The organism is Variovorax sp. GW821-FHT10D07, assembly GCF_059415325.1.
Map to the genome: position 1 here is coordinate 1 of NZ_JBWKMZ010000003.1, position 13571 is coordinate 13571.

Consider the following 13571-nt stretch of genomic DNA (forward strand, 5'->3'; position numbering starts at 1 on the left):
ACTCGTCACCTCCTGCGTTGCAGCATTGCGTATGGGACGAGGATAACGTGTGATTGTTTATTTCAAATACACCCTCTGAGAAGGCGTGAATGAACCTGCTGCGCGCCCCGATCTCGCATCTGCGGTCCTCGCCGTACGTCAGTACGGCTCCGGTCCTCGACGCGACCTCGGGGCGCTCGCGACGGTTCCTTCACACCTTCTGAGGGCTCCGGCCGGCATGCGGGCATGCCCGAGAATCGGCGCATGCCCCACGCCGTCTCCCTGCTGCGCGCCGAACGCCTCGCGCGCAGCGTCAAACCCTTCCTGGCCCGTGGCGGCTTCAAGCGCGAGCGCTGCGCCGGTTGCCGGCTCGCGCCCAGCCATTGCCTGTGCGCGCTGCGGCCCTCGATGGCCACGCGCGCGGGCGTCTGCCTGATCATGGGCGACATCGAGGCGCTCAAGCCCAGCAACACCGGCTGGCTGATCGCCGACGTGGTCGAGGACACCTTCGCCTTCGGCTGGTCGCGCACCGAGGCCGATCCCGCGCTGCTGGCCCTGCTGGCCGATCCGCAATGGCAGCCGTACGTGGTGTTTCCGGGGCAGTACGCCGCGCCCGGGCGGGTGGTGGAGACCGTCGCGCCGCCCGAGGCTTCGCAGGGCCGCCCCGCGAAGCGCCCGCTGTTCGTGCTGCTCGACGGCACCTGGGCCGAGGGGCGCAAGATGTTCCGGCGCAGCGCCTACCTCGCGCAGCTGCCTGTGCTGAGCCCGGTGCTCGCGCGCAGCACGCAGTACCGGCTGCGCCAGTCGGGCCGCGACGACCACCTCTGCACCAGCGAGGTCGCGAGCCTGTGCATGGAACTGGCCGGCGACGCGCTGGCCGCGCAGATCCTCGACGCCTACCTCGCGGTCTTCACCCACCACTACCTGCAGGCGAAGAACCAGTCGCCGATCGATGCGCAGGGCGAGGCGCATCGGCGCCTGCGGGCGCTGTCGGACTTGCGGGCCTGAGGCCGGCCTGCAGCGCCATCCCGATCCCGAGCACCGCGACCAGCGTCACCGCCAGCAGCATGAAGGCCAGCGCCGCGCCGAAGGGCCAGTTGTTGAGCCCGACGAACTGCTGGTAGATCTCGGGCGTCATCATGCGAAAGCGCGGCCCGCCGATCAGCACCGGCGTGGCATAGGCGTTCATGCAGAGGATGAACACCAGCGACATGCCCGCGATCACGCCCGGCATGGCCTGCGGCAGCACCACGCGGCGAAAGGCGGTGAAGGGCCGCGCGCCGAGGTTGGCCGCGGCCTCCTCGACGTTGCGCGGAATGCCCTCGATCACGCTGGCCAGCGTCATCACCATCAGCGGCAGCACGATCGTGACCATCACGCCCACCACCGCGGGCTGGTGGAACATCAGCTGCAGCGGCTCGCGCGCCAGCCCGCTCCATTGCGCCAGCGCATTGAACAGCCCGCTGTTGCCCAGCAGCGCCATCCAGCCGGCCGAGCGCACCACGTTGCCCACCATCAGCGGCAGGATGGTGGCCAGCGTGAGCCACATCTTCCAGCGCCGCGGCATGCGCGCCAGCGTGTAGCCCGCGGGCAGGCCGAGTAGCAGGGCGATGCCCGTGGTCAGCGCGGCCACCTTCAGCGTCACCCCCAGCACCTCGCGAAAGTACGGGTCGGCGAACAGCTGCACGTAGTTGCGCGCCGTGAAGGCCTCGACCATCAGCTCGGTCGGCGTGTAGAGGTTGAGCGAGTAGCGCAGCAGCATCGCCATCGGCGCCACCATCAGCGCCAGCACGATCGCGATGGCGGGCAGGGTCAAAAGGCGCATCGCTCAGGCCGCCTTGAAGTCGCGCGACCAGTACTGCTGCAGCGCCGGCATCGCCTGCGCGAAGTAGCCGAAATCGGGCACCTTGAAGCGCGATTGCTCCTCGGGCGTGAAGGCGATCTGCGCGGCCAGCTCGGGCGGCAGCCTGGCATTGGTGACGGTGGGCACGTAGCCCATGCGCTCGGCGAAGGCCGACTGCGCGCCGGCATCGAGCATGGCGTTCAAGTAGGCGAAGGCGTTGTCCTTCTGCTGGCTGTTCTTGGGCACCGAGGCGGTGAAGGTGGTCGGCACGATGCCCTCGGCCGGCACGGCCGCCGCCACGCTCACGCCGGCGCGCCGCCACTGGTGGACGCGGGCGCGCCAGGCCAGGGTGATCCAGATGTCCTCGGCCTTGAGCGCCTGCGCCACCGCCTCGTTGGTGGCGAAGATCTTGGGCGCCAGCGCCTTCATCTCGCCGAGCTTGGCCATGCCGGGCGCGAGGTCGCCCAGCGTGCCGCCGGCCGCGAGCGAGGCCGCGGCGATGTTGTAGGGGAACAGGATGTCGGCGAAGCCGACGCGGCCCTTGTACTTCGGGTCCCAGAGGTCGGCGAGCGACTTCGGCGCCACCTTGATCTTCGCGGGGTTGTAGGCGATGACCAGGCCCGAGTAGATGTGCGGCAGCGCCTGCGGCTGGCGCAGCGCGGCGATGGCGTTCCTCGCGTTCGGCACGTTGGCCTCGGTCAGCGTCTCGAACAGGCCCAGTTGCGCGAGGCCGCTGGCCTCGAAGTCGACCATCGACACCACGTCGAGGCTGCCGCGGCGGCCGTTGCGCTCGGCCAGCAGCTTGGCCTTGCGCGGCGGGCCGTCGTCCACGCTCTGCACCGCCTCGATGCCCAGCGGCTTGAGCAGCGGCTGCTCGACATGCTTGCCGAGCAGGTCGCCGTAGTCGCCGCCCCAGGTGGCGACGACGACGCGGCCGCCGACGGCGGCCAGGGCGGGGCGGGCCGTGGCCAGCGGCAGCGAGGCTGCGGCCAGCAGCAGGGAACGGCGTGTGGAATGCATGGACAGGATCGGAGTGGAGAGAGAGGGAAAAGGAAGCTCAGGAAGCCGTGGCATCCGCGGGCAGGGGCAGCGCGTGTTCCGCCGACCACTGCAGGCTCACGCGCTCGCCGATCGCGGGAGCGCCCCGCGCCGGCACGCTGGGCTGCGCGACCGAGACCGGGCCGACCTCGGTCTCGAAGTGCCACTCAGTCGTGCCGCCCAGGTAGGTGCCGAGCTTCACGCGCGCGGGCAGGCCGGGCGCGCCGGCTTCGGCGATGCGGATGCGGTCGGGCCGCACCATCAGCGCGAGCTCGCCGGTCGCGCGCGGCGGCGTCGCCGACGGGGCGCAGGGCAGCAACTGCGCGCCCGCGCGGAAAGCACCGGGCGCCTCGAGCCGTCCCGGCACCAGGTTGCAGCGCCCGATGAAGTTGGCGACGAACTGGTCGACCGGCTGCTCGTACACCTGCTGCGGCGTGCCGACCTGCCGCACCCGGCCATGGTCCATCACGGCCAGCCGGTCGGCGGTGGTGAGCGCCTCTTCCTGGTCGTGCGTCACCAGCAGCGTGGTGAGGCCCAGGCGCTGCTGCAGCGCGCGGATCTCGAGCCGCACCTCGGTGCGCAGCCGCGCGTCGAGGTTCGACATCGGCTCGTCGAGCAGGAACACCGCGGGCCGCACCACCAGTGCGCGCGCCAGCGCCACGCGCTGCTGCTGGCCGCCCGAGAGCGCGGCGGGCCGGCGCTCGGCCAGGTGCTCGAGCTGCACCAGCCGCAGCGCTTCCTTCACGCGCGCGGCCTGCTCGGCGCGCGGCACCTTGCGCATCTGCAGCCCGAAGGCCACGTTCTCGGCCACGCTCATGTGCATGAACAGCGCATAGCCCTGGAACACCATGCCGGTGTCGCGCGCATGCGGCGGTGCATGCGTCACGTCGCGTTCGCCGAACAGGATGCGGCCCGCGCTCGGCGGCACGAAGCCGGCCACCATGCGCAGCGTGGTGCTCTTGCCGCAGCCCGAGGGGCCGAGCAGCGCGAGCAGTTCGCCCTGGGCCACGCGCAGGTCGAGATGGCGCACCGCGACCGTGCGGTCGTAGGTGCACTGGAGGTTGTCGAGATGGAGATGGCTCAAGAGGTCACCCGGGACAGACTGACGAAACGATCGGCGACCAGCAGCAGCACGGCGATCAGCACGGTCTGCACCGTGCCGACCGCGGCCAGCGTCGGGTCCATGTTGAAGTTGAGGTAGCTCAGCATTTCCACCGGCAGGGTGGCGTACCCGGGGCCCGTGAGCATCATCGTCATCTCGAGGTTCTCGAAGCTGGCGATGAAGCTGAACACCGCCGCGGCCACGATGCCGGCGCGCATCGAGGGCAGCGTGACGCGCAGGAACACCGTGAGCGGGCGCGCGCCCAGGTTGGCCGCGGCTTCCTCGGGCGCGCGGCCCAGGCCCTGCAGGCTGGCCGAGACCAGGCGCACCGTCCACGGAATCGCCAGCAGCGCATGCGCGGCGATCAGGCCCGGCAGCGTGGCGACGATCTGCAGGTCGATGGCGTTGTCCACGCGCACGAAGAACACGTAGATGCCGGTGCCCAGCACCACGCCCGGAAAGGCCAGCGGCGACAGCAGCAGCGCCGACAGCGCGCGCCGGCCGCGGAACCGGCCGCGCTCGATCGCATAGGCCGCCGCCGTGCCGGTGCCCACGCCGAGCAGCGCCGAGATCGCCGCCAGCTGCAGCGACAGCACGAAGCTGCTCGCGAACTGCGGCTTGCTCCAGGCATTGGCGTACCAGTGCAGCGAATAGCCCTCGGGCGGGAAGCTCATGATCGGCTGCGCGAACACGCTGAGCCAGGCCACGGTGACCAGCGGCAGCAGCATCGCGGCATAGGTGGCGCCCACCAGCAGCCGGCGCGCGACGGTGGTGGGCCTCATGCGCAGCTTTCCTCGAGCACGGCCGACAGCGGCCGGCCGATCGCATTCGGCCGCGTGGCCGCGTGCACGGCGATTGGCAGCGGCGGCTGCAGCTCGCGCAGTTCGTCGAGCCGCATGCCGCGCACGATCACGACCAGGAAGGAGCCGTTCGCCGTGCCCGCGAACGGCAGCAGCGGGGCGAACAGCGTGCCCACGCACTGCACCAGCAGCGGCAGCCGCTCGCCGCGCACCACGACCACGCCCTTGACGCGCAGCAGCCGCTCGCCGCACAGGCCCGCGAGGTTGTCGAGCCATTCGGCGAGGGCGTCGCGTTCCACCGGCGCGGCGAAGCGGCACAGCGCGGTGCGGATGTCGCTGTGCGCGGGCGCGTCGTCCGACACGGCCAGTTCGGGCATCGGCGAGCGCGCGGCCGGCGCTGCGAGCGCGGCCAGTGCGCGCGCTGCCGGCGTCGGCTCGGCCACCAGTTCGGCCAGCGGATTGACCCGCGCGAGCAGCGCGCGCGCCGCCTCGGTGGCACCCGCGGGCGCGAGGTCCTGCCGCGTCAGCACGATGCGCTGCGCGCCCGCGATCTGCGCGGCCGCCTCGGGCAGCGCCAGCAGGGACTCGCCGCGCACGCAGTCGAAGGTGGCGACCACCTGCGCGCGCAGGTGCGCGGCCACCGGACCGAGGCTGCGCAGCACGGGGCCGGGCCGCGCGAGGCCGGTGGTCTCGAGCACGATGCGCGCGAGCGGCGGCAGGCCGCGCGTCTCGCGTTCCTCGATCAGCGCCGCGATGGTGCCGGGCAGGTCGCCGCCCATCGCGCAGCACACGCAGCCGTTGCTCAGCAAGGCCATCGGCACCTTGGCGGCGGTGGCGGCGAGCACCGCGCCGTCGAGGTCGACCTCGCCGATCTCGTTGACGATCACGGCCGTGTCGGCCGCCTGCGGCAGCCGCAGGTAGCTCGACAGCAGCGTGGTCTTGCCGCTGCCGAGGAAGCCGGTGAGCACGGTCAGTTCGATCGGCACCGGATGGAAGTCGTTCGCCGGATTCATGCCGTGGCCGCCTCGGTGCGGTTGGCCGCGACCATCGCGCGCACGTCGGCCAGCAGCTCGGCCGTGTCGTAGCAGATGCCGCCCGCGATGGTGCGGCTCAGGCCGCGCTGCCACTCCACGCGCCGGCTGTCGTCGTTCAGGCGCATCGCGCCGGTGCCGTAGAGCAGCTTGAAGTCCTCGAGCGGATTCTGGTCGTGCACCAGCAGGTCGGCGCGCTTGCCGACCTCGAGGCTGCCGCAGTCGGCCTCGATGCCCAGCAGGTGCGCGCCCTCGAGCGAGGCGGCGCGGATCACCTCGAGCGGATGGAAGCCGGCCTCCTGCAGCATCTCGAGCTCGCGCACGAAGCCGAAGCCGAACAGCTGGAAGATGAAGCCCGAATCGCTGCCCGCGCAGACGCGGCCGCCGCGGTTCTTGTACTCGTTGATGAAGCGCATCCAGAGCCGGTAGTTCTCCTTCCACTCGATCTCGTTCTTGGTCGACCAGCGGTACCAGTACGAGCCGTGGCCGCCGCGGTAGGGCTGGAAGTTGTCCCAGTAGGCCTGCCAGGTGTAGTCGTCGTGCCAGTCGGCGCGGCGCGTGCGCATCAGGTCGCGGTTGGCGTCGTAGATGCCGAAGGTGGGCACGAAGGCGAAGCCGAGTTCGAGGAAGCGGTCCATCGCGTTGCGCCAGGTGGCGCTGCCGGGCTGCGCGGCCTGGCCGAAGGTCTGGCCCGCGACCGAGAAGCGGAAGTACTCGTCGCCGTAGTCGTAGTCGGCCGGGTAGTTCTGCACCACGCGCTCCTCGAACAGCGCCTCGGGCAGGCCGTAGTAGTGCTCGGCGCTGGTCAGGCCCCACTGCGCGGTGGTCAGCGCGTTCATGCGCGTCACGGCCATCTGCGCATGGTGGCAGCCGCTGCGCAGGCCCAGGCTCGCGCACTCGGCCAACGCGGCCTGCATGAGGGCCGGCGGCGCGCCGAAGAACTTCACGCCGTCGGCGCCGCGCGCCTTGAGCCGGCCCAGCCAGTCGCGCGCCTGCGCCGGCGTGTGCAGGGTCTTGAGGATGTCGTTGACGGCCGGGAAGTAGGCGTGCGCGAGGATGCGCGGCGCCGCGATGGTGCCGGCGGCCGCGCGCTCGCGCTGGTCCAGGGTCCAGCCCAGGCCGTTGAAGCAGCCCATCTCGCGCACCGTGGTCACGCCATGCGCCAGCCACAGCTTGTAGACGTAGTCGGCCGGCGGCGCATCGCGGCTGACGAAGGGCGAGCCGATGTGGGCATGGGCATCGACGAAGCCCGGCGTGACGAACTTGCCGTGGCAGTCGATCTCGTGTTGGCCCGCGGCCGGCCGCCCGGCCGGATCGATGGCGAGGCGCGGCGCGCCCACGCTGCGCATCTCGACGATGCGGTCGCGCTCGATCACGATGTCCACCGGCCCCCAGGGCGGCGCGCCGGTGCCGTCGATCACGGTGGCGCCGCGCAGCACCAGGCGCTCGAACGGCCCTTCGCCGCGGTCGCGCCGCGTGGCGCGCGCCTTCTCGGTGCCGCCGCGCAGCCGGAGTCTGGCCGCGATCTCGTCGCCGGCCTCGACGCCCGGCGTGCTGTCCTGCATCGCAGTTGCTGCTGTCACTCGAATCTCCTCGAACATCATCCGGAGAAGCCGGATGGCGAGGGCGATTCTTTCGAGCGAGGGGGCAGGCCGTCTCGGTCAATCCTGCGCGGCGGACAGCATGTTCTTGCTGCCGGGCCGGCGGAAGCGCGCGGTGGTGCGGTCCGCTACTGGCGCCGGGCCTGCCGGTAGACCTGCGGCGTCATGCCTTCGGTGCGGCGAAACAGCCGCGCGAGATGGCTGGAGTCGGAGAAGCCGCAGTCCATGGCGATCTGCAGGATGTTCTTGTCCGAGAAGGCCAGGTCGGCCTTGGCCAGCCGCAGCCGCGCCGCCACCAGGTGCGCGTGCGGCGTGAGCCCGTAGCGCTGCTTGAAGCGGCGCGCGAAATGGAATTCGCTCATCTCGGCCAGGCGCGCGAGCCGCGCCACGCTCAGCGGCTCGTGCGGATGGCGCTCCACGTGGTCGAAGGCCGCCTGCAGGCCTTCATGCGCCGGCGGCGCCTCGGCATGGACCACGCGCCCGTAGCTGCGCAGCAGGTGCGCCACCAGCGACTGCGCGATGCCGTCGGCATACATGCGCCCGGCCGCGCCGTCGGCGTCGAGCGCCGCCACGAGTTGCGCGCCGAGCAGGCGGCCCACGCGGTCGTCGCGGTACAGCGGGCCGTCGCGCGGCTCGAAGTCCTCGAAGTCGATGCCGAAGCGGCGCGCGGTCGCGCGCAGCTCGCCGAGCGAGAAATGGATGTGCAGCAGGTCGAAGGGGCTGGGCGATTCGAAGCCCGTGCGCTCGATGGTGCGCGAGTCGATCAGCCGCACGCTGCCGCCTTCGATCGGGCCGTCCCAGATCACCGTGTCGTCCACGCGCGAGCAGGCGTCCATCGGCAGCAGCACCATCGAGAACATCATGAAGTCCTGCGAGGTCTCGATGTCGAACTGGAAGGGCCCGGCCGTCTTGCGCGTCCAGCGCAGCACCGACACCCCGGTGGACGGCAGGTTCATCAGCGCACCGGCGCTGCGCAGGCCCCACAGGTCTTCCATGTCGTTGAGGTCGCGCAGGGGCAGCATGAGGTGCGTTCGGGAAGAGGCGGCGAGCGCCGAGGCAGTCGAAAGTGCGCGAATTCTCATGCATTTTCCGGGCCAGTCACCGGGGGGTAATCCCGGTCCGGCCGCCGCCCGCGGCGTTCCCTCCGCTTCCCGCGCGGCGCGCGCGGCTACTGCGCCTGCAGCCCGAGCTCCCTCGTCATCGCCTGGTAGGTGGGCCAGGTGCGCTGGATGAAGCGCTGCAGCTCGGCGCCCGTGAGCGGCGCTTCCTCCACGCCGAGCTGCGCCAGCACATTCTTGACGGCCTCCGACCTGGATGCCGATTCGCGGCAGGCATCGGCGACGCGGCGCACCACGTCGGCCGGAAGGCCCGTGGGGCCCAGGATCATGTTGCACTCGGTGAGGTTCTCGAACGCGGCCCCGGTGAAGCCCTCGTCGGCCCAGGTCGGAATGCCGGGCAGCAGCTTCTCCGAGCGCCCGCCCGAGATGACCAGCACCGGCCGGAAGCTGCCTTTCTGGATCCCGGGGCCCAGGCCCGCCAGCGAGCCCGCGCCGATGTCGATGTTGCCCGCCATCAGGTCGAACACCATCGGGCCCGTGCCCTTGTAGTTCACGATGTCGAACCTGGCGCCGGTCTGCTTGGCGAGCTGGGTCATCATGATCTGCCAGCCCGAGCCGATGCCGTAGTTTCCCACCGACACCGGCCGCTGGCGCGCGAGCGCGAGCAGTTCCTTGAAGTTCTTCACCGGCAGGTCCTTCTTCACCACCATCGGCGACACGCCGGTGCTGAAGGCCGCGATCGGCACCAGGTCCTTCGAGGTGTCGAGCGGCACCTTCTTGAGCATCACCGGTGCCTGCGCGAGCTGGCTGTGCAGCGTGATGAGCAGGGTGTAGCCGTCGGCGGGGGAGCGCGCCACGTTGTCCGCCGCGATCATGCCGATGCCGCCGGGCTTGTTCTCCACCACCACCGCCTGGCCCAGGCTCGAGGTCATGTACTCGGCCACCGCGCGCGCGGTGGCGTCGTTGGACGAGCCGGGCGCCTGCGCGGCCACCAGCCGCACCGGCTTGGTGGGCCAGTCCTGCGCGAAGGCCAGCCGCGGCAGTGCGCCTGTGCCCAGCGCCAGGCCGGCCGCGAGCAGCTGCCGCCGGCGGGCGGCGTCCAGGGGCAGGGACGGTTCGATCTTGTCTCGTTGCATTGCTTTGTCTCCTTCGGGTCGCTTCAGGTGACGCGGCTGCCGGCGGCAGCGCGTCCACGGGCACGCGCGCCTACATGCCGATGCGGTCGGCCCGCTCGACCAGGTTGCGCACGATGCGCACCGACGCGATGTCGATCATCTTTCCGTCGTACTGCACGGCGCCGAGGCCCTGCGCGAGGGCCTGGTCGTAGGCCTGGATCATGTCGCGCGCGCGCGCCACGTCGGCGGCCGGCGGCGAGAAGGCTTCCTGCGCGAGCGCGACCTGCGAGGGGTGGATGGCCCACTTGCCGACCATGCCGAGGATCATCGAGCGCCGGCATTCCTCGCGGAAGGCGTCGGGGTCCCTGAAGTCGGCGAAGGGACCGTCGACGGCATCGATGCGGTGCGCGCGCGCGGCAATGGTCAGCTTGTGGCGCTGGTAGTGCCAGATGTCGCCGGGGTAGCCGCTGGCGCCGCCGATGTCGCGCAGCGAGATGCCCTGGCTCGCCGAGTAGTCGCCCATGCCGAAGATCAGGCACTCGAGCCGCGGCGTGGAGGCCGCGATCTCCTCGACCCGCATCATGGCCTCGACCTCCTCGATCAGCACGTCGATGCCGATGCGCTTCTTCAAGCCGAGCTTCTTCTCCATCATCGACAGCAGCTTGTCGACGAACTGCACGTCGGCCGCGCTCATCGCCTTGGGCAGCATGATCAGGTCGAGGTTCTCGCGCGCGCCCTCGACCACCTCGATGATGTCCTCGTAGGCGTACTCGGTCGTCAGGTCGTTGATGCGCACGCAGCGCGTGGTGCGGCCCCAGTCGAGGCCGTTGAGCGCGTGCACGATCTTCGCGCGCGCGGGGCGTTTCTCCGACGGCGCGACCGCATCCTCGAGATCGAGGAAGACGAAGTCGACGTCCATTCCCGCGGCTTTCTGCATCATCTTCTCGCTCGAGCCGGGCACGGACAGCTGGCAGCGGCGCAGTCTCTGGGGTCGTTCTTGCATGGAACTCGTTTCCTTCAGGCAGTGGTTTCAGTGGATGACGTGGTCGGCGCGCAGCGCCGCGATCTCGGCCGGCGCGAAGCCGAAGCCCTGGAGCACCGCGTCGCTGTGCTCGCCGGTGAGCGGCGCGCGCCGGTGAACGCCGCCGGGCGTGTCGCTCATGTGGACCGGTGTGCCGGCCACGGTCAGCGCGCGCGCGGCGCCCGGCTGCTCGGTCTCCACCAGCATCCCGCGCGCGCGGAAATGCGCGTCCTCGAAGATGTCCTGCGCATCGAACACCGGGCCGAACGGAATCTCGGCGCCGAGCAGCGACGACAGCTCGGCCTTGGTGTGGCGCGCGGTCCATTCGCCGACCAGGGCCTCGACCTCGGCGCGGTGCGCCATGCGCGCCTCGTTGCTCGCGTAGCGCGGATCGCTCGCGAGCTCGGGCCGGCCCATGCGCTGCACCAGCGGCACCCAGAAGCGGTCGTTGGGAACGCCGAGGCTCACGTGGCCGTCCTTCGCGGGGAACAGTCCGAAGGGGCACAGCAGCGGGTGGCCGTTGCCCTCGGGACCCGGCGACTCGTGCGAGGCGCTGTACTGGTAGACCAGCCGCTCGCAGATCGCCAGCACCGCATCGACCATCGACACGTCGACGAACTGGCCGCGCCCGGTGCGCTGCGCGCGCCAGCAGGCCGAGGCGATGCCGAAGGCGAGGAAGGTCGCGGGCACCAGGTCGCCGACGCCCGGGCCGATCTTGGTCGGCGCACCCGCGGGCACCGGGCCGGTGATGCCCATGATGCCGCCCATCGCCTGCGCGACCGGGTCGTAGGCCGGCCAGTCGGCGTAGGGGCTGCGGCCGCTGCGCGGGTCGCCGAAGCCGCGCATCGCGGCATACACCAGCCGCGGGTTCTCGGCGATCAGCGCCTCGTAGCCCAGGCCCAGCCGTTCCATCACGCCGCAGCGGTAGTTCTCGACCAGCACGTCGGCACCGCGCACCATGCGCAGCAGCGCGGCCTTGCCGGCGGGCTGCTTGAGGTCGAGCGCGATCGACTGCTTGTTGCGGTTGATCGAGGCGAAGTAGCCGCCGAAGCCGCCTTCGGCGATGGTCAGCGCGCCGGGCAGGTGCGGGCCGGTCCGGCGCGTGGGGTCGCCGCCGGGCGGCTCGATCTTCACCACGCGCGCGCCCTGGTCGGCCAGCATCATGGTGGCGTAGGGACCGGCCAGCATGCGCGTGAGGTCGAGCACGACCAGGCCGTCGAGCGCGCCGGCGGCGGCGGCGGCGGGGGCAGCCTGCGTCACCGGCCGGCCCAATGGCTCTTGCGCTTGAGCAGCACGGTGCGCTCGGCCTCGACGCAGAGCTTGTCGTCCTGGTTCAGGCCGTAGTGCCGGAAACGCACGATGCCGGCGTCGGCGCGGTCGGCCGGGCGCGCTTCCAGCACCTCGCTGTAGGCATAGAGCGTGTCGCCATGGAACACCGGGTGCGACAGGCGGATCCTGTCGAGCGCCAGTTCCTGCAGGCATTGCTCGGCCGTGTCCTGGGCCGCGAGCCCGAGCACCATCGACAGGTTGATGCCGCCGAACACCACGCGCTGCGCGAAGATGCCGCGCGCATCCTGCTTCTTCATCGCGTCCTCGTTGAAATGGCCCTCGGCGGTGTTCATCACCAGGTTGGTGAGCAGCACGTTGTCCATCTCGGTCACGGTCTTGCCGCGGTGGTGGCGCAGCAGCAGGCCGACCTCGAAGTCCTCGAAGTAGTTGTCGGCGCTGGTGAGTTCGGCGCTTCTCATGCCGCGCCGCCTTTCTGCGCCACGGCCGCGAAGGCGCGCCCGGCGATCATGGCCTCGACCTCCGACTTGCCCAGCAGGCTGGTCGCGATGATGCGCTGCTGGATCTCCGAGGTGCCCTCGAAGATCTTCGTGAGCCGCGCGTCGCGCCAGTAGCGTTCGACCGGGAACAGCTTGGTGTAGCCCGCGCCGCCGAAGATCTGCATCGCCTCGGAGGTCACGCGCTCGGCCATCTCGGAGGCGAAGTACTTCGCCATCGAGGCTTCCTTGTCGCAGCGCCGGCCGCTGTCGATCTCGCTGCAGACGAAGTGCATGAGCTGGCGCGCCGCCTCGATCTCGGTCGCCATGGTGGCGATCTTGAAGCGGATCGCCTGGTACTCGGCGATCGGCATGCCGAACTGCTTGCGTTCGCCGGCATAGGCGATGGCGTCCTCGAGCGCACCCTGGGCCAGCCCGATGGCACGCGCGGCCGTGTGGGCGCGCGCGCCTTCCAGGCCCTTGGTCATCAGGTGGAAGGCCTTGCCCTCCTCGCCGATCAGGCAATCCGCCGGCACGCGCAGGCCGTCGAGCGCGAGCTCGAAGGTCTTCCAGCCGAAGTAGCCGATCTTGGGGATCGGCGCGCCGGTCATGCCCTTCGGAAAGCTGCCGCGCTCCTTCTCGATCAGGAAACAGGAGATGCCGAGCCAGCGCTTGTCGGCGTTGGGCGGCGGCGCGGTGCGCGCGAACAGCGTGATGTAGTCGGCGCCGTCCGCGAAGGTGCACCAGTACTTGTTGCCGGTGATCACCCACTCGTCGCCGTCGCGCACCGCGCGGCACGAGATCGAGGCCAGGTCGGAGCCGGTGTCGGGCTCGGACAGCGCGCTGGCGTTGAGGAACTCGCCGCGCACCACGCGCGGCAAGTACCTGGCGCGCATCTCCTCGGGCATGGCGGCCTTGATCCAGCCGCCCTGGGCGCGCGCGACGATCGAGGCGACCGACATCCAGCCGCGAGCGAGTTCCTCGCAGATCAGGCAGTACTCGAAATAGCCGAGACCGAGGCCGCCGTACTGCTCGGGAATCATGATCCCGAAGTAGCCCATGTCGGCGATCTTCTGGCGCAGTTCCATCGGGATCTCGCCCTCCGGGCCGTCGAGCCTGTTGGCGACCGGCAGCACCTCCTTCATCGTGAATTCGCGCGCCGCGTCGCGGATCATGCGACGCTCTTGCGTCATGTAGCCCAGACCATCTTCCGACATCGT

The 13571-nt window shown here is 70.7% G+C and carries 13 protein-coding genes; 1 reads left to right on the plus strand and 12 read right to left on the minus strand.

The window, feature by feature from the left end; all coding sequences use genetic code 11:
• The first annotated feature begins 243 nt into the window (after nt 1-243).
• Nucleotides 244-987 carry a tRNA-uridine aminocarboxypropyltransferase gene (locus AC07PU_RS10550; RefSeq protein WP_495317296.1) on the plus strand — a complete coding sequence of 248 codons (744 nt, stop codon included), beginning with the start codon at nt 244-246 and terminating at the stop codon, nt 985-987.
• Here the strand turns inward: AC07PU_RS10550 and AC07PU_RS10555 are convergent.
• The 12 genes from AC07PU_RS10555 to AC07PU_RS10610 form a co-directional block, all read right to left on the minus strand.
• Complete coding sequence (locus AC07PU_RS10555; RefSeq protein WP_495317298.1) at nt 890-1804, minus strand: ABC transporter permease; 915 nt, start codon at nt 1802-1804, stop codon at nt 890-892. The genes AC07PU_RS10550 and AC07PU_RS10555 overlap by 98 nt on opposite strands.
• 3 nt (nt 1805-1807) lie before the next feature.
• Nucleotides 1808-2842 (minus strand): extracellular solute-binding protein, encoded by a 1035-nt coding sequence (locus tag AC07PU_RS10560; protein WP_495317300.1) that lies wholly within the window; start codon nt 2840-2842, stop codon nt 1808-1810.
• 37 nt (nt 2843-2879) lie between these two features.
• On the minus strand, nt 2880-3944 hold the full coding sequence (locus tag AC07PU_RS10565) for an ABC transporter ATP-binding protein (protein ID WP_398496847.1): 1065 nt from the start codon (nt 3942-3944) through the stop codon (nt 2880-2882).
• Complete coding sequence (locus AC07PU_RS10570) at nt 3941-4744, minus strand: ABC transporter permease (RefSeq protein WP_057593600.1); 804 nt, start codon at nt 4742-4744, stop codon at nt 3941-3943. The genes AC07PU_RS10565 and AC07PU_RS10570 overlap by 4 nt, the downstream gene beginning before the upstream one ends.
• The gene (locus tag AC07PU_RS10575) at nt 4741-5775 is read right to left on the minus strand and encodes a CobW family GTP-binding protein (RefSeq protein WP_495317303.1); all 1035 of its coding nucleotides are present in this window, start codon (nt 5773-5775) and stop codon (nt 4741-4743) included. The genes AC07PU_RS10570 and AC07PU_RS10575 overlap by 4 nt, the downstream gene beginning before the upstream one ends.
• On the minus strand, nt 5772-7376 hold the full coding sequence (locus AC07PU_RS10580; protein ID WP_495317305.1) for an amidohydrolase family protein: 1605 nt from the start codon (nt 7374-7376) through the stop codon (nt 5772-5774). Before AC07PU_RS10580 ends, AC07PU_RS10575 begins: the two co-directional genes overlap by 4 nt.
• 146 nt (nt 7377-7522) lie before the next feature.
• Entirely contained in the window at nt 7523-8416 is an 894-nt protein-coding gene (locus tag AC07PU_RS10585) for a helix-turn-helix domain-containing protein (RefSeq protein ID WP_177239591.1), read from the minus strand.
• Between the two features lie 146 nt (nt 8417-8562).
• Complete coding sequence (locus tag AC07PU_RS10590; RefSeq protein ID WP_495317308.1) at nt 8563-9588, minus strand: Bug family tripartite tricarboxylate transporter substrate binding protein; 1026 nt, start codon at nt 9586-9588, stop codon at nt 8563-8565.
• A gap of 70 nt (nt 9589-9658) precedes the next feature.
• A complete protein-coding gene (locus AC07PU_RS10595) occupies nt 9659-10570 on the minus strand; it encodes an HpcH/HpaI aldolase/citrate lyase family protein (protein WP_495317310.1) in 912 nt (303 codons plus the stop codon).
• A gap of 27 nt (nt 10571-10597) precedes the next feature.
• On the minus strand, nt 10598-11848 hold the full coding sequence (locus tag AC07PU_RS10600; RefSeq protein WP_495317311.1) for a CaiB/BaiF CoA transferase family protein: 1251 nt from the start codon (nt 11846-11848) through the stop codon (nt 10598-10600).
• Nucleotides 11845-12336, minus strand: coding sequence for a MaoC family dehydratase (locus AC07PU_RS10605; protein WP_495317313.1), 492 nt, complete (start codon nt 12334-12336; stop codon nt 11845-11847). The genes AC07PU_RS10600 and AC07PU_RS10605 overlap by 4 nt, the downstream gene beginning before the upstream one ends.
• Nucleotides 12333-13568 (minus strand): acyl-CoA dehydrogenase family protein, encoded by a 1236-nt coding sequence (locus AC07PU_RS10610; RefSeq protein WP_495317315.1) that lies wholly within the window; start codon nt 13566-13568, stop codon nt 12333-12335. The genes AC07PU_RS10605 and AC07PU_RS10610 overlap by 4 nt, the downstream gene beginning before the upstream one ends.
• Between the last annotated feature and the right edge of the window lie 3 nt (nt 13569-13571).

Excerpts from the sequence above, each read along its gene's own strand:
- AC07PU_RS10550 (WP_495317296.1), top strand. The coding sequence starts at position 244 with ATGCCCCACGCCGTCTCCCTGCTGCGCGCCGAACGCCTCGCGCGCAGC.
- AC07PU_RS10555 (WP_495317298.1), bottom strand. The coding sequence starts at position 1,804 with ATGCGCCTTTTGACCCTGCCCGCCATCGCGATCGTGCTGGCGCTGATG.
- AC07PU_RS10560 (WP_495317300.1), bottom strand. The coding sequence starts at position 2,842 with ATGCATTCCACACGCCGTTCCCTGCTGCTGGCCGCAGCCTCGCTGCCG.
- AC07PU_RS10570 (WP_057593600.1), bottom strand. The coding sequence starts at position 4,744 with ATGAGGCCCACCACCGTCGCGCGCCGGCTGCTGGTGGGCGCCACCTAT.
- AC07PU_RS10575 (WP_495317303.1), bottom strand. The coding sequence starts at position 5,775 with ATGAATCCGGCGAACGACTTCCATCCGGTGCCGATCGAACTGACCGTG.
- AC07PU_RS10585 (WP_177239591.1), bottom strand. The coding sequence starts at position 8,416 with ATGCTGCCCCTGCGCGACCTCAACGACATGGAAGACCTGTGGGGCCTG.
- AC07PU_RS10590 (WP_495317308.1), bottom strand. The coding sequence starts at position 9,588 with ATGCAACGAGACAAGATCGAACCGTCCCTGCCCCTGGACGCCGCCCGC.
- AC07PU_RS10595 (WP_495317310.1), bottom strand. The coding sequence starts at position 10,570 with ATGCAAGAACGACCCCAGAGACTGCGCCGCTGCCAGCTGTCCGTGCCC.
- AC07PU_RS10605 (WP_495317313.1), bottom strand. The coding sequence starts at position 12,336 with ATGAGAAGCGCCGAACTCACCAGCGCCGACAACTACTTCGAGGACTTC.
- AC07PU_RS10610 (WP_495317315.1), bottom strand. The coding sequence starts at position 13,568 with ATGTCGGAAGATGGTCTGGGCTACATGACGCAAGAGCGTCGCATGATC.